Source organism: Ideonella alba, from assembly GCF_018069845.1.
Taxonomy (GTDB): Bacteria; Pseudomonadota; Gammaproteobacteria; order Burkholderiales; family Burkholderiaceae_C; genus Ideonella; species Ideonella alba.
On the sequence record NZ_JAGQDD010000021.1, the window covers coordinates 70,911 to 90,238 of the forward strand.

Genomic DNA, 19,328 nt, shown 5'->3' on the forward strand with positions numbered 1-19,328 from the left:
GGATTCGATATCCACAACAACCGACACAGCATACAGGCCTTCGGGCCGGGAGCATTCAGGCATGGCTGGGCATTCCAAGTGGGCCAACATCCAACACCGCAAGGGTCGCCAGGACGAGAAGCGGGGCAAGGCCTGGACCCGGGTCATCCGTGAAATCATGGTGGCCGCCCGCACCGGCGGCGGCGATCCGTCGGCCAACCCGCGGCTGCGCCTGGCGATCGACAAGGCCAAGGCGGTGAACCTGCCGGCCGACACGGTCAAGCGCAACATCGACAAGGCCACCGGCAACCTCGAGGGCGTCAACTACGAGGAGATCCGCTACGAGGGCTACGGCATCGGCGGCGCGGCCATCATCGTCGACTGCATGACCGACAACCGGGTGCGCACCGTGGCCGAGGTGCGCCACGCCTTCAGCAAGCACGGCGGCAACCTGGGCACCGAAGGCTCGGTGTCCTTCCAGTTCAAGCACTGCGGCCAGCTGGTCTTCGCCCCCGGCACGTCCGAGGACAAGGTGATGGAGGTGGCGCTGGACGCCGGTGCCGAGGACGTGATCACCGACGACGACGGCGCGATCGAGGTGCTGACCGCGCCGGCCGACTTCGAGTCGGTGAAGAACGCGCTGGAGGCCGCCGGCCTGAAGCCCGAGATCGCCGAAGTGACGATGCGTGCCGAGAACACCATCGCGCTGAGCGGCGACGACGCCGAGCGGATGCAGAAGCTGCTCGACGTGATCGAGGACCTGGACGACGTGCAGGACGTCTTCCACAACGCTGAGATGTGAGACCCCCACGCGCCCTGCCGGTCGCTGCCCCCCGTGGGGGTTCATGCGGCGGACCGGCGGCGCCGGATCCGCGCCTGCGGCTGAACGGGTCGCATCGCGGCCAGGAGTAAGGAATGAACGTATTGGTCATTGGCGGCGGCGGGCGAGAGCACGCGCTGGCCTGGAAGCTGGCGCAGAGCGAGAAGGTGCAGCGCGTCTTCGTGGCGCCTGGCAATGGCGGCACCGCGCTGGACAAGCGCCTCACCAACATCGCCCTCGCCGATCCAGTGGCGCTGGCCGATTTCGCAGAGGCCCAGAAGGTGGGGCTGACCGTGGTCGGCCCCGAGGCGCCCTTGTCGCAGGGTGTGGTGGACGTCTTTCGTGCCCGTGGCCTGCGCATCTTCGGCCCCACCAAGGCGGCGGCGCAGCTGGAGAGCTCCAAGGCCTTTGCCAAGGCCTTCATGCAGCGCCACGGCATTCCCACCGCCGCCTACGGCAGCTTCACCGACCCGGCCGAGGCCCATGCCTACATCGACCGCATCGGCGCGCCCATCGTGGTCAAGGCCGACGGCCTGGCCGCCGGCAAGGGCGTGGTGGTGGCCATGACGCTGGACGAGGCCCACGAGGCCGTGCGCTTCATGCTGGAGGACAACACGCTGGGCGTGGTCCACAACGCCGGTGGCGCGCGCGTGGTGATCGAGGAGTTCCTGCAGGGCGAGGAGGCCAGCTTCATCGTCCTGTGCGACGGCAAGAACGTGCTGCCGCTGGCCACCAGCCAGGACCACAAGCGCATCGGCGACGGTGACACCGGTCCCAACACCGGCGGCATGGGCGCCTACTCGCCTGCGCCGGTGGTCACGCCCAATGTGCACGCCCGGGCGATGCAGGAAATCATCCTGCCCACGATCAACGGCATGGCCAGGGATGGCATCCCGTTCACCGGCTTCCTCTATGCCGGCCTGATGATCGACGCCGAGGGCCGGCCCAAGACGCTGGAGTTCAACACCCGCATGGGCGACCCCGAGACCCAGCCGATCATGATGCGGCTGAAGTCCGACCTGGTCGACGTGCTGCTGGCCGCCACCGACGGCCGTCTGGACCAGGTCGAGCTGGACTGGGACCGCCGGGTGGCCCTGGGCGTGGTGATGGCCGCACACAACTACCCCGGCACGCCGCGCAAGGGCGACGTGATCACCGGTCTGCCGGCCGACGCCGCCGGCACCGATGACGCGGTGGTCTTCCACGCCGGCACCGAGTGGGTCGATGGCCAGGTACGTACCACCGGCGGCCGCGTGCTGTGCGTGACCGCGCTGGGCGACTCGACCAAGGCCGCGCAGCAGCGCGCCTACGAGGCGCTGGCGCCGATCAGCTTCGATGGCGCCCAGTGGCGCACCGACATTGGACACCGCGCGATCAAACGTTGACCCCCACGCTCCTTGCCAGTCGCTGCCCCAGGGTTTCGGAAGAAACCCTTCATGTTTCCTGGGGCTCATACCGCGGACCGGCGGAGCCGGATCCGCGCATGCAGCTTGATGGGAGCCCTGGTGAAGGATGCGCATGAGCAGTCTGGTTTGGCTCACTGAGCGGTCGGTACAGTTGCGGGGCTCGCGCCTGGCGCTGTGGGTGCTCAAGGCGATGGGTTGGACGCTGGTCTGGGAGGGCCTGCCGGCGCGCCAGGGTGTGCTGATTGCCTACCCGCACACCTCCAACTGGGATTTCGTCATTGGCGTGCTGGCGAAGTGGGCGATCGGTATCCCGGCGAAGTTCTGGGGCAAGGACAGCCTGTTTCGCATCCCCCTGCTGGGACGCTGGTTCCGCTGGATTGGCGGCATTCCGGTCGATCGCAGTGGAGCACGGGGCATTGCCTCAGCGATGACCGAACGTTTCCAGGCCGCCCGCGAGGCCGACGAGTTCCTCTGGCTGGCACTGGCTCCGGAGGGCACGCGCAGCCTGGTGGATCACTGGAAGAGCGGCTTCTACCCGGTGGCTTTCGAGGCGGGCGTGCCGATCGGCCTGATCCTCTTCGACTACCGGCGCAAGCGTGTCGGCTTTGACCGTTTCGTGATGCTCAGCGGCGACCGCCATGCCGACATGGCGGTGCTCGCCGAGTATTACCGTGAACATGCCCACGGCGCCCGGCCCGAGCTGGCCAGCCCGGTGCGGCTCAAGTGAGATTCAACGGAGACACGACCATGGACACCCAGGCCTTGCGCAGCTACTTCCTGGACCTGCAGCGGCGCATCGTCGCCGGTGCCGAGGCCTTTGACGGCCAGTCCTTCCTGACCGATGCCTGGACCCGCGAGCCCGGCGGCCGGCTGACCGGCGACGGCGTCACCCGCCTGATCGAGAACGGCGGCGTGCTCGAGCGCGGCGGCTGCAACTTCAGCCACGTCAAGGGCAGGACCCTGCCGCCCTCGGCCACCGCGCACCGCCCCGAGCTGGCCGGCGCGCCCTTCGAGGCCATGGGCGTGTCGCTGGTCTTCCACCCCCGCAACCCGCACGTGCCCACGGTGCACATGAACGTGCGCTGCTTTGCCGCGATGCCCGAAGGGCGCGAGCCGGTGGTGTGGTTCGGCGGCGGCATGGACCTGACACCCTACTACGGCGTGGAAGAGGACGCGGTGCATTTCCACCGCGTCTGTCGCCAGGCGCTGTCGCCCTGGGCCGGCATGCACGAGCGCTTCAAGGCCTGGTGTGACGAGTACTTCTTCCTGAAGCACCGCAACGAGCCGCGCGGCGTGGGCGGCATCTTCTACGACGACTTCAACGAGCTGGGCTTCGAGCAGAGCTTCGCGATGACGCGGGCGGTGGGCGATGCCTTCCTGGCCGCCTATGTGCCCATTGTCGAGAAGCGCCGCGATACCCCCTATGGCGAGCGCGAACGCGACTTCCAGGCCTACCGCCGCGGCCGCTATGTCGAGTTCAACCTGGTCTTCGACCGCGGGACGCTGTTCGGCCTGCAGTCGGGCGGCCGCACCGAGGCGATCCTGATGTCGATGCCGCCGGTGGTGAACTGGCGCTACAGCTGGGCGCCCGAGGCGGGCACGCCGGAGGCAAAGCTCTACACCGATTTCCTCCGCGCCCGTGACTGGGCTGGCGAGGCCGGATGAGCGATGGCGCGGGCCCAGCGTCGGGCCGCTCCCGAGCCGGCCCGCACGTCCACGGGGAGTCGCCGGTAGGTCCGGCCCGCCGGAGGGTGGGCATTTTCGGCGGCAGCTTCAACCCGCCGCACCTGGCGCATCTGGCCCTGGCACGCATGGCGCGCGATACGCTGGCGCTGGACGAGCTGCGCTGGTTGCCGGCCGGCATGCCGTGGCAGAAGCCGGCCGGCGAGCTGGCTCCGGCCGAGCACCGGCTGGCCATGGTGCGGCTGCTGGTCGCCGAAGGGCCCGGCTTCATCGTCGACGCGCGCGAGCTGCACCGCGCCGGGCCCAGCTACACCGTGGACACCCTGACCGAGCTGCGCGCCGAGCAGCCGGGCGCCGAACTGATGCTGGTCATTGGCCAGGACCAGTACGCCCGCATCGATACCTGGCGCGATGCGGCACAATGGCGGGCCTGGGTGCAGTTCGCCGTCGCCGCCCGCGATGGTCAGCCGCCGCAGCCGCCGGCCGATTGGCATGCCGGCAACCACCGGCTGGTGGTGCTGCCGCTGCCCGAGCACCCGATCAGCGCCACCCACATCCGCCAACGGGTTCGCGCCGGCGAGGACATCACCCCGCTGGTCGGCCCCGACGTGGCGCGCTATATTGACCAACACCGCCTCTACCGGGCCTGAACCGCCCGGCCCCCGCATGGACATCCGCAAACTGCAACGCGCCATCGTCGATGGCCTCGAGGACGTGAAGGCCCAGGACATCCTGGTCTTCAACACCGAGCACCTCTCGCCCCTGTTCGAGCGGGTGATCATCGCCTCGGGCACCAGCAACCGCCAGACGAAGGCGCTGTCCAGCAGTGTGCGTGAATCGGTCAAGGCCGCCGGCTTCGACGTGCCGCGCTGCGAGGGCGAGGACAACGGCGAGTGGATCATCGTCGACTGCGGGGCGGCGGTCTGCCACATCATGCAGCCGGCGATCCGCGACTACTACCGCCTGGAAGAGATCTGGGGCGGCAAGCCGGTGAAGATGAAGCTGGGCGACGCCAAGACCGGTCTGGTCAAGGCCTCCGAAGGCAGCGATGCCCCGGTCAAGAAGAAGGCGCCGGTCAAGAAGGCCAGCGCCACTGCGCGCTCGGCCGCTGGCCAGGCCGCGCTGGAGAAGCCCGCCAAGCCCGCTAAAGCGGCAAAGGCGGCCAAGCCGGCACCGGCCCGCAAGGTGACCAGCGGCGGCCTGGCCTCGGCCAAGGCCGCCCCGAAGAAGGCGGCGCCGAAGAAGGCCGCCACCCGCAGCACCAGCGGCACCGTGGCCAAGGCGCCGGCCCGCAAGAGCGCGACGGCCAAGACCCCGATGAAGCTGGTCGTGGTCAAGCCGGCTGCCAAGAAAACGGCGGCCAGGAAGGCCGCCCCGAAGAAGACCGGCCGCTGATCCCCGGCGATGAAGCTGGTGATCGCCGCGGTCGGCCAGCGCCAGCCGGCCTGGGCCGACGCGGCCTATGAGGATTTCGCCAAGCGCTTCCCGCCCGACCTGCGGCTGGAGCTGAAGGCGGTGAAGGCCGAGCCGCGCGGCGGCAAGTCGGCCGAGCAACTGATGGCGGCCGAGGCGAAGCGCCTGGACGAGGCCATCCCCAAGGGCGCCCGGCGCGTGTTGCTGGACGAGCGCGGGGCGCGGCTGACCACGGTGGATCTGGCCAGGCGCCTGGAGTTCTGGCTGGGCGACGGCCGCGACGTGGCCTTCTTCATCGGCGGGCCCGACGGGCTGGACCCCGCGCTGAAGGCCACGGCCGACGAGAGCCTGCGCCTGTCGGACCTGACCCTGCCCCACGCCTTCGTGCGCATCATCCTGGCCGAGGCGCTTTACCGCGCCTGGTCGCTGCGCAACGGCCACCCTTACCACCGCGAGTGATGCACGAGCTCGTCTACCTGGCCTCGCAGAGCCCGCGCCGACGCCAGTTGCTGGACCAGCTGGGCGTGCGCCACGAGCTGCTGCTGCCCGGCCCCGACGAGGACGCCGAAGCACTGGAGGCCACGCGCGCCGGCGAGGCGCCGCGCGACTACGTCGAGCGCGCGACCCGCGCCAAGCTGAAGGCCGCGCGCGCCCGCCTGATCGCCCGTGGCCTGGCACCGGCGCCCATCCTGTGCTCGGACACCACGGTGGCACTGGGCCAGCGCATCCTGGGCAAACCCGCCGACGCCGCCGAGGCGGCGGCCACGCTGCGCGCGCTGTCCGGCCGTCTGCACCATGTGCTGACCGCGGTGGCTGTGTGGGACGGTCGCCGCACGCGGTTCGCGCTCAGTGATTCCAGCGTGCGCTTTGCTGAACTGCCCGAGGCGGTGATCGAGGCCTACGTGGCCAGCGGCGAGCCCTTCGGCAAGGCGGGCGCCTACGCGATCCAGAGCTCGCTGGGCGGGTGGATCCCCACGATCCGCGGCAGCTACTCCGGTATCATGGGTTTGCCCCTGTACGAGACCACCCAGTTGCTGCGACAGGCCCGCGTGCGCTTCTGAGGATCGGGGTGCGCAGGCTGCGGCGGCCAAGAAGAGACAACGCCCGGCCATGCATGACATCCTGATCAACTGGGCTCCGCAGGAGACCCGCGTCGCCCTCATCGAGAACGGCGCCGTGCAGGAGCTGCACATCGAGCGCACGCTGGAGCGCGGCCTGGTGGGCAACATCTACCTGGGCAAGGTGGCGCGCGTGCTGCCCGGCATGCAGAGCGCCTTCATCGACATCGGCCTGGAGCGCGCGGCCTTTCTGCACGTGGCCGACCTGCACACCAGCGGCAGCAACGCCCACGGCCGCGACGCCGCGCCGCCGGTGCCGATCGAGAAGCAGGTCTTCGAGGGCCAGACGCTGATGGTGCAGGTCATCAAGGACCCGATCGGCACCAAGGGCGCGCGCCTGTCCACCCAGGTCAGCATCGCCGGGCGCATGCTGGTCTTCCTGCCGCAGGACAACCACATCGGCATCTCGCAGAAGATCGGCTCGGCCGAGACCCGCGAGCAGCTGCGCACCCGCATGCAGGCCCTGGTGGGCAAGCCGGAAGAGGGCGGTGGTGGCGGCTTCATCCTGCGCACCAATGCCGAGGAGGCCAGCGACGAGGAACTGGCCGACGACATCGCCTACCTGCGCAAGGCCTGGTCCGATATTCGTCAGCGCGCGCTGGCCCAGCCCGCCGGCAGCCTGCTGCACCAGGACCTGAGCCTGGCCGAGCGCGTGCTGCGCGACATGGCCAGCGAGCAGACCCAGACCATCCGCATCGACTCGAAGATGCAGTTCGACCTGCTGCGCGAGTTCGGCCAGGCCTACACCCCCACCGCGGTGGCCAAGCTCGAACACTACCGTGGCGAGCGGCCGATCTTCGACCTCTACGGCATCGAGGAAGAGATCGCCCGCGCGCTGGCGCGCCGGGTGGAGCTGAAGTCGGGCGGCTACCTGATCATCGACCAGACCGAGGCGCTGACCACGGTGGACGTCAACACCGGCGGCTACGTGGGTGCGCGCAACTTCGACGACACGATCTTCAAGACCAACCTCGAGGCAGCGCTGGCCATTGCCCGCCAGCTGCGCCTGCGCAACCTGGGCGGCATCATCATCGTCGACTTCATCGACATGGCCCACGAGGCGCACCAGCAGCAGGTGCTGGCCGAGTTCCGCAAGCAGCTGGCCAAGGATCGCACCAAGACCACGGTCAGCGGCTTCACCCAGCTGGGCCTGGTCGAGATGACGCGCAAGCGCACCCGCGAAAGCCTGGCCCACATGCTGTGCCAGCCCTGTCCCACCTGCGAGGGCAAGGGCCAGGTCAAGACCGCGCGCACCGTCTGCTACGACGTGCTGCGCGAGATCCTGCGCGAGGCGCGCCAGTTCGACCCGAAGGAAATCCGCGTGGTGGCCAGCGCCGGCGTGGTGGAGATGCTGCTCGACGAGGAAAGCGCCCACCTGGCCGACCTGTCGGCCTTCATCGGCAAGCCGATCTCGCTGTCGGCCGAGCCGACGATGACGCCGGAGCAGTACGACATCGTGCTGATCTGAGGCCGGACCCTCAGCGGCAGACGAAGCGCGCGCAGTGCCCGGTGTCCCAGTCGGCACCGCATTGCCATTCACAGCCCTTGGCAGGCGGCGGCAGGGTGCCCAGGCGGCGCAAGGAATCGGCCAGACGGCCCAGTTCGCGGGCTCGGCTGCGGGCCTCCGCGGTCCGGGGCTGGCCTGGGTTGCCGTCACGCCACCACAGGCGGGGCAGGCCGCCGGCGTAGTCGATCACGTCGTCTTGAACCACGCTCATGGGCGTGGCCTGGTCGGCGGGGATCTCCATGATGTGGCGGCCGTAGTCGATGCGGCGCTCGCGCGCCGAGACCAGGTGGCCGGCACGCCAGTAGAACTCGGCCAGCACACGGCCGCGCTCGCCCAGCGCGGTCAGCTCGATCTTGCGCAGCTGGCCGCGCTCACGCCAGAGGGTGACGCTGGTCCCCTCGGCGGCGTAGCCTCGCAGCATCCGCTCGCTGCTGTGCCAGCGGACCCGGTCGGCGTCCATGCTGCGGGCCAGACCGGAGGGCGATGGATCGCCGGGCGCAGGGCTGGCCGCCAGGGCCGCCGGGCCTGCCAGGGCCAGCAGGCCGGCCAACAGCCACGCCATGGCGCGGGCGGTGTTCGGGTGTCCCATGATGGCTTCTCCGTCGAGGTGTGCACTGCTGGGCAGGCGCCGCCAGCATGCGGCCCGGTCATTCGGGGGCGTCAGCCAGTATCCGCCGGCGGGTGCGGACTGACTTGGGGCCCGTCAAGTCTCGCTGCAGTGGTGGTGCGCCCCCCTACTGCACCGTGCCGGGTGATTGCAGCCAGCGCCAGCCCAGGTCCACCAGCGGCGTGCGCGCGGTCAGGCGGCTGCGCATCAGCCACAGGCCGGGGCGGGGTGCGTCGGGCACCTGGGGCAGGTGGACGAGGCGGCCGGCGCGCAGCGCATGACCGGCCAGCAGCGCCGAGACACAGGCCACGCCGTGCTCCAGCGCGGCGGCCTCCAGCAAGAGGTTTTCGTCGTGCACGGTGGCGGCACGCTGCTGGCCTTTGACCGCCTTGGCCGCGGCGCTGGCCAGGCGGCCCGCCCATTCGGGTTCGCTCTCCAGCAGCAGCACCGGCGCCTTGGCCAGCAGACGGGGCCAGGGCAGGGCGGCCAGGCGCTCGGCGGTGCGCGGGCCGGCCACCGCGATCGAGCGGTCGGTCAGCCAGGGGATGCATTCCACGTCGGTGCGGCGCAGCGGGCGGCGCGAGATCACCAGGTCGACGTCGATGCGGTCAATGTCGGTGAGTTCGCGGTCGGACAGCAGCCACACCTCCAGGCCGGGGTGCAGGGCCCGCAACTCGCCCAGCCGGGGCAGCAGCCAGCCCTGGGCAATGTCATTGGGGCAGCCGATCAGCAGCGAGGCCTTGCTGCGGTAGGGCTCGATGCGCTCCAGACCGGCCTGCAGCCGCGCCAGGGTGTCGGCCGCGGTCTGCAGCAGCAGCTCGCCCGCGCCGGTCAGCTTGACCCCGTGCCCCTGGCGCAGGAACAGGCGCTGGCCGACGTGCGCCTCCAGCTTCAGGATGCGCTGGCTCACAGCGGACTGGGTCAGCGCCAGGTCCTCGGCCGCACGGGAGACGCTGCCATGCCGGGCCGCCGCGACAAAGGCCACCAGACCGGCAAAGGGCAGGTCGGCGCGCGGCAAGGTATCAGGAATTTTCATAGCGGATCGAACCCGGCTAATGGACGTCACGGGAGTGTGTGGTCAGGATGACGGCATTGCAACAGCCCTGTGAATACCGCTGATGAACTCCGCCACGCCCATCAACGACCACGCCATCCACCGCCCGGCCGAACGCGGCGTCGATTTCGAGGCCGCCTACGCCGGCGTTCCCTCGTTCATGCGCCGACGCTTCACCCGCCAGCTGGACGGCGTGGACGTGGTGGTCTCGGGCGTGCCGCTGGACATTGCCACCACCTACCGCACCGGCGCCCGGCTGGGCCCGCGGGCGATCCGCGCTGCCACCGTGCAGCTCAATGAGCGCCTGCACCCCTGGGGCTTCAGCCCCTGCGAGCGGCTGAACGTGGTGGACTGGGGCGACTGCGTGCTGGACATGCACCGGCCGCACACCGTGCACGACGCGATCGCCAACCATGCGCGATCGATCCTGGCCAGCGGCGCGAAGATGCTGACGCTGGGCGGCGACCACTACATCACCTACCCGCTGCTGCGCGCGCATGCCGAGCGGCTGGGCCGGCCGTTGGCGCTGGTGCATTTCGACGCCCACTGCGACACCTGGGCCGACGACGAACCCGATTCGCTGAACCACGGCACGATGTTCTACAAGGCCGTCAAGGAGGGCCTGGTCGATCCGGCGCGCTCGGTGCAGGTGGGCATCCGGACCTGGAACGACGATTTCATGGGCATCGAGATCCTCGGCGCCGACGCGGTGCATGAGCGCGGCCCGGCGGCGATCGCGCAGCGCATCGTCGAGATCGTCGGCGACGCCCCCGCCTACCTGACCTTTGACATCGACTGCCTGGACCCGGCCTTCGCGCCCGGCACCGGCACGCCGGTCAGCGGCGGCCTGAGCATGGCGCAGGCGCAGCGCATCCTGCGCGGCCTGCAGCCGCTGGACCTGGCCGGCCTGGACGTGGTGGAGGTGGCGCCGGCGTATGACCACGCCGAGATCACCGCGCTGGCCGCCGCCCATGTGGCGGCCGAGCAGCTGTGCCTGCTGGCCGCGAAACGCCCGGCCTGATCGCCTGGAGGCCCCGATCATGACTATCCGACGCTGGCTGAGGGTCTGGTCCCTCGCTGCCCTGGCCACCCTGGCGGCCAGCGGCAGCGTCCGGGCTGACGAAGAGAAGGTCCTGAACGTCTACAACTGGGCCGAGTACATCGGCGAGACGACGATCAAGGACTTCGAGCGCGAGACCGGCATCAAGGTGCGCTACGACAACTTCGACGCCAACGAGGTGCTGCTGGCCAAGATGGTGGCCGGGCGCAGCGGCTACGACATCGTCGTGCCCTCGGCCGACTTCGGCCGCATCATGATCGACGGCGGCCTGGCGCGGCCGCTGGACCGCGCGCAGCTGACGAACTGGGCCCAGCTCAACCCCAAGGTGATGGCCATGATGGCCCGGCTGGACCCGGGCAACCGCCACATGGTGCCGTGGCTGGGCAGCACGGTGTCGGTGGGCTACAACGTGGACAGGGTGAAGGCGGCGCTGGGGGGCGAGCCCATCCCCGCCAACCCCTTCGAGCTGGTCTTCAACCCGAAGTACACCGCGAAGCTGAAGTCCTGCGGCATCTCGATGCTCGACAGCGCCAGCGACGTCTTCCCCTCGGCGCTGATCTACCTGGGCCGGCCGGCCTACGGCAACAACCCCGCCGATTACCAGGACGCGGCGGCGCTGCTGCAGAAGGTGCGCGCCGACGTGGCGCTCTTCAGCTTCAACGGCTACATCGCTGACCTGGCCTCGGGCGCGCTGTGCGTGGCGCTGGGCTACGGCGGTGATTTCAACAACGCGCAGAAGCAGGCCACGGCGGCCGGGCGGGCGATCCGCATCGAGGCGCCGCTGCCGCCCGGCGGCGTGCAGTTCGGCTTCGAGTCGATGGTCATCCCGGCCGATGCGCCGCACCCCGAGAACGCCCACAGGTGGATCAACTTCATCCTGCGCCCCGAGGTGCAGGCGGCGATCACCAACAAGGTGATGTTCACCACGCCCAACCTGGGGGCGCGCGCACTGCTCAAGCCCGAGGTGCTGGCCAACCCGATCGCCAACCCGCCGGATGACTACCTGGCCACCAGGGTGCAGTTCTACGAGGTGCGCCGGCAGGAGACCCGGCGGCTGATGACGCGCCTGTTCCAGCGCGTCAAGACGGGGCTGTGATCAGGCCACGTCGCGGCCGGTGCTGGCGCTCCACAGCCGGTACCAGTCCTGACGGGACAGGTCCAGCCGGGTGGCGGCCAGCGCCTCGTCGGCCGCCTCCAGCCGGCGCGAGCCGATCACCGGCCAAGGGCGCGCCGGGTGGCGCAGCAGCCAGGCCAGCGCCAGCGTGGTGGGCGTGCAGCCCAGGCGGGCACTGATCTCGCCCAGCACCCAGCGCACGCGGTGGGCTGCGGGGCTGTCCTCGCTGTACAGGCGGCCACCCGCCAGCGGCGACCAGATCATCGGCCGGCAACGCAGGCGCTGGGCCTGGTCGAAGCTGCCGTCATCCAGCGGGTCCAGGTGCAGCAGCGAGCACTCGACCTGGTTGGTCACCAGCGCGATGCGGCTGTGCAGCAGCTCGAACTGCTGCGGCGTGAAGTTCGAGACGCCGAAGTGCAGCACCTTGCCATCGCGGCGCAGCTGCTCGAAGGTGGCGGACAGCTCGTCGGCGTCGAGCAGGTGGTCGGGGCGGTGGATCAGCAACAGATCCAGCCGATCGGTGCGCAGCGCGCGCAGCGACTGCTCGACCGAGGCCCTGACATGCGCCGCACCGGTGTCATAGTGCTTGATCGCGTTGCCCGGCCGCGCGGGCGAGACCAGCTGGATGCCGCACTTGCTGACCAGCTGCAACTGGTCGCGCAGGGCCGGGCGCAGCGCGAGTGCTTCACCGAACAGGTCTTCGACGCTGTAGCCGCCGTAGATGTCGGCGTGGTCGAAGCTGGTGATGCCACGCTCGGCCAGGCCCTCGATCCAGGCCAGTCGTTGGGCGGGCGTCCAGTCCCAGCTGGCCAGGCGCCAGGCGCCGGCGACGATCGGTGAAAGGTGCAGGGTGTCCATCGACAGGTCCTTCAGGTGCGGAACTGCATCGCGTGCAGCTTGGCGTACAGGCCGCCATGGGCCAGCAGCTCGGTGTGTGTGCCCTGCTCGACGATGCGGCCGGCTTCCATGGCCACGATGCGGTCGGCACGCTCGATGGTCGACAGGCGGTGGGCGATGACCAGGGTCGTGCGGCCCTGCATCAGGCGGTCCAGGGCCTGCTGGATCAGGTGCTCGCTCTCGGCATCGAGCGCTGACGTGGCTTCATCGAGGATCAGGATCGGCGCGTTCTTGTACAGCGCGCGGGCAATCGCCAGACGCTGGCGCTGGCCGCCGCTGAGCGCGCTGCCGTTGTGGCCGATCACCGTCTCCAGGCCCTGCGGCAGGCCCAGCGCGAAGTCCAGCAGGTTGGCACTGGCCAGTGCAGCGCGCAGGCGCGTGTCGTCCGGTGTTTCGCCCAGCACCACATTGGCGGCCACGCTGTCGTTGAACAGCACCACGTCCTGGCTGACGAAGGCGTAGTGGCGGCGCAGCGCCTGCACGTTCCAGTCGGGCAGCGGCACGCCGTCGAGCAGGATGCGGCCTGCCGTGGGCTCGATGAAGCGCGGCAGCAGGTGGGCCACGCTGGACTTGCCGGCACCCGAGGGGCCCACCAGGGCCACCGTCTGGCCGGGCACCAGGTGCAGGTCCAGGCTGTCCACGGCGGGTGCCTGGTCGTCGCGGTAGCGCAGCGTCACCTGCTGCAGCTGCAGCTCGCCCCGGCACTGCGCCGGCGCATGGCTGCCGCCGCGCTCGACCGGGAAGGCCTCGACCAGGTCCAGGCCGCGCTCCAGCGCCGCCAGGCCGCGGGTCATTGACGACATCACGTCGGTCAGGTGCTTGATCGGCGTGATCAGCATCAGCATTGCGGTGATGAAAGACACGAAGCTGCCCACCGAGGCCTGCGAACTCTGGCTCTGCCAAAGCGCCACCGTGATCACCATCGACATCGCGATCGAGGCCAGCACCTGGGTGATTGGCGTGATCGAGGCGCCGGCGGCCACGGTCTTGAGCAGCAGGCTCCGCAGGCGCTGGCTGGCCTGCTCGAAGCGGCCGCCCTGCTGCTCGGCGGCACCGTGCAGGCGCACCACGCGCCAGGCCAGCACGTTCTCCTCGACCACATAGGCCAGCTCGTCGGTGGCGCCCTGGCCCTCGCGGGCCAGGCGGCGCAGGCGCTTGCTGGACACGCGCATCACCCAGCCCACTGCCGGAATCATCACCGTCACCAGCAGCGTCAGCTTCCAGTTCAGCCACAGCAGGTAACCGAACAGGCCCGCCAGGGTCAGGGAATCCTTGACCAGGGTGTTGACCGCGATCACCAGCAACTGCGCGCCGCTCTGCACCTCGTAGACCAGCGTATTGGTCAGGCTGCTGGCGCTGTGGCGGCCGAACAGGTCCGGCGCGGCGCGCAGCAGGTGGCCGAAGGCCGCGCGACGCAGGGCCAGCACCCCCTGGTTGGCCGACCAGGCCAGCGCATAGTTGGCGATGAAGGTGGAGATGCCGCGCACCAGGAACAGCCCGACGATGACCAGCGGCACCAGCCACAGCGGGATCTGGCCGCCGTGGAAGCCCTGGTCGATCAGCGGCCCCATCAGCCACGCGGTCAGCGGCTCGGTGGCGGCGGTGAAGACCGAGGCCACCACGGCCACGGCCCAGGCGCCGCGCGCGCTGCGGAAGTACGGTGCCAGCCGGCGGGCGCGGGTGGGCAGGCTGTCGGTGGGTCGGTCACTCATCGGTACCGGATTATCGACCGTGCCTGCCTACAATCCCGGCCGATGCACTGGCCTGCCGGGCCAGGGAACCTTTTTCTGCCGCAATGACTCGACCCTTGGCGATGTGGACACGACGTGAATGGATCGGCGCGGCCGGCGGCTGGATGGGCGCTGCCGCTGGCCTGGGGGGCGGGCTGCTGGCCGGCCCGGCCGCGGCCCAGTTCCGGGTCGAGATTTCCGGCGTGGGCGCCACGCAGCTGCCGATCGTGCTGGGCCGCTTCCGCGGCGAGGAGAGCGCGCCGCAGGCCGTGTCGGCCATCGTGCGCGCCGACCTGGAGCGCAGCGGTCGCTTTCGCATCGTCGACACCCCTGCGGGCCTGGACGAGCTGAGCACCCCGGCCTACCCCGACCTGCGCAGCCGCGGCGCCGATGCGCTGGTGGCCGGCTCGGTCACGCGGCTGAGCGACGGCCGCTTCGACGCGCGCTACAAGCTGTGGGACGTGGTCAAGGGCCAGGACCAGGGCGGCCAGAGCGTGGCCGTGCCGGCGGCCGACCTGCGGCTGGCGGCCCACCGCATCGCCGACGCGATCTATGAAAAGCTCACCGGCGAGAAGGGCGTGTTCTCCACCCGCATCGCCTATGTCACCCGGGGCGGCGGCCGCTACCAGCTGCGCATCACCGACGCCGATGGCGAGGGCGGCCAGGTCGCGCTCGCCAGCGCCGAGCCGATCATCTCGCCGGCCTGGTCACCCGACGGCCGCGAGCTCGCCTATGTCAGCTTCGAGACCCGCAAGGCGGTGGTCTGGGTGCAGGACCTGCAAAGCGGCGCGCGGCGCCAGCTGGCCAACTTCAGGGGCACCAACAGCGCGCCCGCCTGGTCGCCCGATGGGCGCGAGCTGGCCGTCACGCTGTCGCGCGATGGTGGCTCGCAGGTCTTCCTGATCGGGCGCGACGGCGGTGCGCCGCGCCGCATCACGCAAAGTTCGGCCATCGACACCGAGGCCGTCTTCTCGCCCGACGGCAGGCAGATCTACTTTGTCAGCGACCGCGGTGGCAGCCCGCAGATCTACCGCCAGCCGCTGGGCGGCGGCGGCGCCGAGCGCGTCACCTTCCAGGGCGGCTACAACATCAGCCCGGCGCTCAGCCCGGACGGCCGCACGTTGGCCTACGTCACGCGCCTGGGCGGCAACCAGTTCCGGGTGATGACGCTGGAGCTGTCCTCCGGCCAGGTCACCGCAGTCTCCGACACCATCGACGACGAGCGCCCCACCTTCGCGCCCAACGGCCGCTTCATCATCTACGCCACCCGCAGCCAGGGCCGCGAAGTGTTGATGACCACCACCCTGGATGGCAAGATCAGGACGCGCCTGCTGAGCAGCGGTCTGGACATCCGCGAGCCGGTCTGGGGGCCCTACGGCCGCTGACCGCCTTTCTCCACCCCCCGTCACGAGGACACCCGATGATCCCCTCTGCAACGCCTCGCCGCTCCCGCCCTCTGCTGTGGTCCGCCGCGCTGGCGGCGTCCCTGCTGGCCGGCTGTGCCTCCAGCGTCAAGCTCGACAACGACGTGCCGGTCGAATCGCGCAACCCCAATGCCGCCGCCCAGGGCGGGTCAGGCGCCGGGGCGGGCGGCACGGCCCAGAGCAATGTGGCCACCGTGGACCTGACCGCGCAGGACAAGGCGGGCACCGTCGGCCGGGTCGTCTACTTCGATTTCGACAGCTTTGTCATCAAGGACGAGTACCGCAGCGTCGTCGAGGGCCAGGCCAAGCTGCTGCAAGCCAACCGCCAGCGCCTGGTACAGATTGAAGGGCACACCGACGAGCGCGGTGGCCGCGAATACAACCTGGCCCTGGGCCAGAAGCGCGCCGAGGCGGTGCAGCGTGCGCTGGTCCTGCTGGGCGTGAGCGACAAGCAGCTCGAGGCGGTCAGCTACGGCGAGGAGCGCCCGGCCGACCCGGGCCACGATGAAGCCGCCTGGGCCAAGAACCGCCGCGCCGAAGTGAAGGACCGCTGAGCATGAGGGTGTCCTTCCTGCCGCGTGCGCTGGCGCTGGCGGCCTGCCTGGCCTGCAGCCTGCCGTCGCAGGCCGGCCTGTTCGACGACGACGAGGCGCGCAAGGCCATCCTGGACCTGCGCACCCGCCTGGACGAGACGCGCAGCCAGAACGTGGCGGCCCAGCGTCAGCTGAACGACCAGATCCAGACGCTGCAGCGCAGCCTGCTCGACCTGAACAACCAGAACGAGCAGCTCAAGGCCGAGCTGGCGCGCCTGCGCGGCCAGCTCGAGACCACGCAGCGCGACCTGGCCGACGTGCAGCGCCGGCAGAAGGACATGACCCAGGTGGTCGACGAGCGCATGAAGCGCCTGGAGCCGCAGCAGGTGACGGTCGACGGCAAGGAGATCACCGTCGAGCCCGACGAGAAGCGCGCCTATGAGGAGGCCATCGCGGTGCTGCGCTCGGGCGACTTCGACAAGGCTGCCGGGGCGCTGCAGGCCTTTCTGCGCCGCTGGCCGCAGTCGGGCTACACCGACAGCGCACGCTACTGGCTGGGCAACGCCCAGTACGGCCTGCGCGCCTACAAGGACGCGCTGGCCACCTTCCGCCAGTTCCTGACCGCGGCCCCCGAGCACCTGCGGGCCCCCGAGGCGCTGCTGGCGCTGGCCAATTGCCAGGTCGAGCTGAAGGACACCAAGGGCGCGCGCCGCAGCCTGGACGACCTGGTCAAGCAGTACCCGAAGTCGGAAGCTGCGGTCGCCGCCCGGGAACGTCTGGCGGTGCTGCGCTGACCGGCCGGCGCGCCGGCTTTGCCGGCCCGGGATGACCCGGCCAGCAGCCGGGTGTTGGCGGGGCTGCACACTAGAATCCCGCCCCACCATGGCCATGCCTGACCCCGCCGCCCTCACCACCCTCGTGCTCTGGCTGGGCTTTGGCCTGGCAGTGCTGCTGGGCGCCACGCTGCAGCGCAGCCATTTCTGCTCGATGGGGGCGGTGGCCGACATCCTCAGCTTTGGCGACAGCACCCGGGCGCGCGCCTTTGGCCTGGCGCTGGCGGTGGCGATCGGCGGCTTCGGGCTGCTCTCGGCCAGCGGTCAGATCGACCGCGCCGGCAGCTTCTACACCGCACCGACGCTGCAGTGGGGCTCGCACCTGGTGGGTGGGCTGATGTTTGGCGCCGGCATGGTGCTGGGCTCGGGCTGCGGGGCGCGCACGCTGGTGCGCATCGGTGGTGGCAACCTGAAGTCGCTGGTGGTCTTCCTGGTGATGGGCATCGCGGCGCAGGCCACGCTGCGCGGCATCACCGCGGTGGCGCGCGACCGCACCGTGGACCGGCTGGCGCTGGAACTGCCGGCACGCCAGGACCTGCCCTCGCTGCTGCACCTGGGCCCGGGTGGACAGACGGCGCTGGCCCTGGGGCTGGCGGTGCTGCTGGCGGCCGGCGTGCTGTGGCGTGCGCGTTGGAAGGAAGTGCTGCCCGGCGCGCTGGTCGGTCTGCTGCTGGTGGCGCAGTGGTGGGTCAGTGGCCACCTGGGCTTCCTGCCCGAGCATCCCGACACGCTGGAGCCGGTCTACCTGGCCACGGCCAGCCATGCGATGGAGGGCTACAACTTCGTCAGCCCGGCGGCCTTCACGCTGGACTGGCTGACCTATTTCAGTGACCGCAACCGGGTGCTGAGCGTGGGCATCGTCATCTCGCTGGGCTTGGTGCTGGGCGCAGGACTGTCAGCCTGGCAGTCGGGCCAGTTCCGCTGGGAGAGTTTTCGCAACCCGGCCGACCTGGGGCGCCACCTGCTGGGTGCGGTGCTGATGGGCGTGGGCGGTGTGACGGCGCTGGGCTGCAGCTTCGGCCAGGGCTTGTCGGGCCTGTCGACGCTGGCGCTGGGTTCGCTGATCAGCACGCTGGCCATCATCGCCGGCGCCTGGGCCGTGCTGCGCTGGGAGGCCGCGCGCCTGGAGCGTCTGCTGTGAGCACGCCGCCGGTGGCGGACGAGGCCGACCTGGAGCGCCGATTCGGCGGCCTGCGCCGTCTGCATGGCGACGCCGCCTACCAGCGCCTGCGTGGCCTGCGCCTGGCCGTGGTGGGCCTGGGTGGCGTGGGCTCCTGGGCGGTGGAGGCGCTGGGCCGCAGCGGAGTGGCGGGCCTGGTGCTGATCGACCTGGACCATGTGGCCGAGTCCAACATCAACCGGCAGGTGCAGGCCACCGGCCGCACGCTGGGCCAGGCCAAGGGCGAGGCCCTGGCCGAGCGCCTGGCCGACATCCACCCCGGCTGTGCCGTGCAGGTGGTCGATGCCTTCGTCGAGCCCGGCAACTGGCCGGCCTTGCTGCCGGCGCCGGTGGACGGCCTGATCGACGCCTGCGACCAGGTGCGGGCCAAGCTGGCGCTGGCCGCCTGGGCACGCGCGGCCCGCGTGCCGCTGGTGTGCTGCGGCGCGGCCGGCGGCAAGCTGCGGCCCGAGCGGCTGGAGATCGACGACCTGGCCGCGGTCACCCATGATCCGCTGCTGTCCTCGCTGCGCCAGCGTCTGCGTCGCGAACACGGCGCGCCGCGCCAGGGCCGCATCGGCCTGCGCTGCGTGTTCTCGCGCGAGCCGGTGGCGCCGCCGGCCGATGCCTGCGACAGCGATGGCAGCCTGAACTGCCATGGCTACGGATCCAGCGTCACCGTCACCGCCAGCATGGGCCTGGCGGCGGCCGCTGAACTGATGCGTTTGTGCCTGTCCGATGCAGGTCAGGCTGAATCCGTGCAGAAGCGTGCTATAGTCTAGGGCTCTGCCGGAGAGGGTTGTTAGCTCAGTCGGTAGAGCAGCGGACTTTTAATCCGTTGGTCGCAGGTTCGAATCCTGCACAACCCACCACTGCCCAGCGCTGGCCTTCGTGCCGGTGCCAGGCGATACGAGCGGGCTCTTAGCTCAGTTGGTAGAGCAGCGGACTCTTAATCCGTTGGTCGTAGGTTCGAATCCTACAGGGCCCACCA

The 19,328-nt window shown here is 70.3% G+C and carries 20 protein-coding genes and 2 tRNA genes; 18 read left to right on the forward strand and 4 right to left on the reverse strand.

From position 1 onward, the window contains the following. The first annotated feature begins 61 nt into the window (after window positions 1-61). The 9 genes from KAK03_RS20875 to rng all read left to right on the forward strand — a co-directional run bounded on the left by KAK03_RS20875 (window position 62) and on the right by rng (window position 7,887). Window positions 62-781 carry a YebC/PmpR family DNA-binding transcriptional regulator gene (locus tag KAK03_RS20875; RefSeq protein ID WP_210856634.1) on the forward strand — a complete coding sequence of 240 codons (720 nt, stop codon included), beginning with the start codon at window positions 62-64 and terminating at the stop codon, window positions 779-781. A gap of 113 nt (window positions 782-894) precedes the next feature. After that, entirely contained in the window at window positions 895-2,184 is a 1,290-nt protein-coding gene (gene purD, locus KAK03_RS20880) for a phosphoribosylamine--glycine ligase (RefSeq protein WP_210856635.1), read from the forward strand. Between the two features lie 133 nt (window positions 2,185-2,317). Beyond that, entirely contained in the window at window positions 2,318-2,932 is a 615-nt protein-coding gene (locus KAK03_RS20885; protein ID WP_247661317.1) for a 1-acyl-sn-glycerol-3-phosphate acyltransferase, read from the forward strand. Window positions 2,933-2,952: 20 nt separating this feature from the next. Beyond that, window positions 2,953-3,870 carry an oxygen-dependent coproporphyrinogen oxidase gene (gene hemF, locus KAK03_RS20890; protein ID WP_210856636.1) on the forward strand — a complete coding sequence of 306 codons (918 nt, stop codon included), beginning with the start codon at window positions 2,953-2,955 and terminating at the stop codon, window positions 3,868-3,870. Window positions 3,871-3,956: 86 nt separating this feature from the next. Then, window positions 3,957-4,538, forward strand: a complete 582-nt coding sequence (nadD, locus tag KAK03_RS20895) for a nicotinate (nicotinamide) nucleotide adenylyltransferase (protein ID WP_310738688.1) — start codon at window positions 3,957-3,959, stop codon at window positions 4,536-4,538. A 16-nt stretch (window positions 4,539-4,554) separates the two neighbouring features. Then, complete coding sequence (rsfS, locus tag KAK03_RS20900; RefSeq protein WP_210856638.1) at window positions 4,555-5,283, forward strand: ribosome silencing factor; 729 nt, start codon at window positions 4,555-4,557, stop codon at window positions 5,281-5,283. A 9-nt stretch (window positions 5,284-5,292) separates the two neighbouring features. Further along, window positions 5,293-5,760: a 23S rRNA (pseudouridine(1915)-N(3))-methyltransferase RlmH gene (gene rlmH, locus KAK03_RS20905; RefSeq protein ID WP_210856639.1), complete on the forward strand. Its 468-nt coding sequence runs from the start codon at window positions 5,293-5,295 to the stop codon at window positions 5,758-5,760. Next, on the forward strand, window positions 5,760-6,362 hold the full coding sequence (locus KAK03_RS20910) for a Maf family protein (RefSeq protein WP_210856640.1): 603 nt from the start codon (window positions 5,760-5,762) through the stop codon (window positions 6,360-6,362). The genes rlmH and KAK03_RS20910 overlap by 1 nt, the downstream gene beginning before the upstream one ends. A gap of 49 nt (window positions 6,363-6,411) precedes the next feature. Then, window positions 6,412-7,887 (forward strand): ribonuclease G, encoded by a 1,476-nt coding sequence (rng, locus tag KAK03_RS20915; RefSeq protein WP_210856641.1) that lies wholly within the window; start codon window positions 6,412-6,414, stop codon window positions 7,885-7,887. A gap of 10 nt (window positions 7,888-7,897) precedes the next feature. Here rng and KAK03_RS20920 read toward each other — a convergent pair whose 3' ends face one another. Both KAK03_RS20920 and KAK03_RS20925 read right to left on the reverse strand, forming a co-directional pair. Continuing rightward, window positions 7,898-8,515 carry a hypothetical protein gene (locus KAK03_RS20920; protein WP_210856642.1) on the reverse strand — a complete coding sequence of 206 codons (618 nt, stop codon included), beginning with the start codon at window positions 8,513-8,515 and terminating at the stop codon, window positions 7,898-7,900. Between the two features lie 145 nt (window positions 8,516-8,660). Further along, window positions 8,661-9,569, reverse strand: a complete 909-nt coding sequence (locus tag KAK03_RS20925; RefSeq protein ID WP_210856643.1) for a LysR family transcriptional regulator — start codon at window positions 9,567-9,569, stop codon at window positions 8,661-8,663. Between the two features lie 82 nt (window positions 9,570-9,651). Between KAK03_RS20925 and speB the strand changes: the two genes are divergently transcribed. Both speB and KAK03_RS20935 read left to right on the forward strand, forming a co-directional pair. Further along, a complete protein-coding gene (speB, locus tag KAK03_RS20930; protein WP_210856644.1) occupies window positions 9,652-10,608 on the forward strand; it encodes an agmatinase in 957 nt (318 codons plus the stop codon). Between the two features lie 19 nt (window positions 10,609-10,627). After that, window positions 10,628-11,743, forward strand: a complete 1,116-nt coding sequence (locus tag KAK03_RS20935; protein ID WP_210856645.1) for an extracellular solute-binding protein — start codon at window positions 10,628-10,630, stop codon at window positions 11,741-11,743. On the opposite strand, the gene KAK03_RS20940 is transcribed toward KAK03_RS20935, so the two are convergent. Both KAK03_RS20940 and msbA read right to left on the reverse strand, forming a co-directional pair. Continuing rightward, window positions 11,744-12,619, reverse strand: coding sequence for an aldo/keto reductase (locus KAK03_RS20940; RefSeq protein ID WP_210856646.1), 876 nt, complete (start codon window positions 12,617-12,619; stop codon window positions 11,744-11,746). 11 nt (window positions 12,620-12,630) lie between these two features. Then, window positions 12,631-14,370, reverse strand: a complete 1,740-nt coding sequence (gene msbA, locus KAK03_RS20945; protein WP_210856647.1) for a lipid A export permease/ATP-binding protein MsbA — start codon at window positions 14,368-14,370, stop codon at window positions 12,631-12,633. 143 nt (window positions 14,371-14,513) lie between these two features. Between msbA and tolB the strand changes: the two genes are divergently transcribed. From tolB to KAK03_RS20980, 7 genes are all read left to right on the forward strand, one after another. Next, on the forward strand, window positions 14,514-15,773 hold the full coding sequence (gene tolB, locus KAK03_RS20950; protein ID WP_210856654.1) for a Tol-Pal system beta propeller repeat protein TolB: 1,260 nt from the start codon (window positions 14,514-14,516) through the stop codon (window positions 15,771-15,773). 35 nt (window positions 15,774-15,808) lie between these two features. Further along, the gene (pal, locus tag KAK03_RS20955; RefSeq protein ID WP_210856648.1) at window positions 15,809-16,366 is read left to right on the forward strand and encodes a peptidoglycan-associated lipoprotein Pal; all 558 of its coding nucleotides are present in this window, start codon (window positions 15,809-15,811) and stop codon (window positions 16,364-16,366) included. A gap of 2 nt (window positions 16,367-16,368) precedes the next feature. After that, on the forward strand, window positions 16,369-17,139 hold the full coding sequence (gene ybgF / locus KAK03_RS20960; protein WP_210856649.1) for a tol-pal system protein YbgF: 771 nt from the start codon (window positions 16,369-16,371) through the stop codon (window positions 17,137-17,139). A 94-nt stretch (window positions 17,140-17,233) separates the two neighbouring features. Further along, the gene (locus KAK03_RS20965) at window positions 17,234-18,319 is read left to right on the forward strand and encodes a YeeE/YedE family protein (protein WP_210856650.1); all 1,086 of its coding nucleotides are present in this window, start codon (window positions 17,234-17,236) and stop codon (window positions 18,317-18,319) included. Next, a complete protein-coding gene (locus KAK03_RS20970; RefSeq protein ID WP_310738691.1) occupies window positions 18,316-19,119 on the forward strand; it encodes a tRNA threonylcarbamoyladenosine dehydratase in 804 nt (267 codons plus the stop codon). The genes KAK03_RS20965 and KAK03_RS20970 overlap by 4 nt, the downstream gene beginning before the upstream one ends. 14 nt (window positions 19,120-19,133) lie before the next feature. Then, a tRNA-Lys gene (locus KAK03_RS20975) sits at window positions 19,134-19,209 on the forward strand. Between the two features lie 43 nt (window positions 19,210-19,252). Further along, window positions 19,253-19,328 (forward strand) — tRNA-Lys (locus KAK03_RS20980).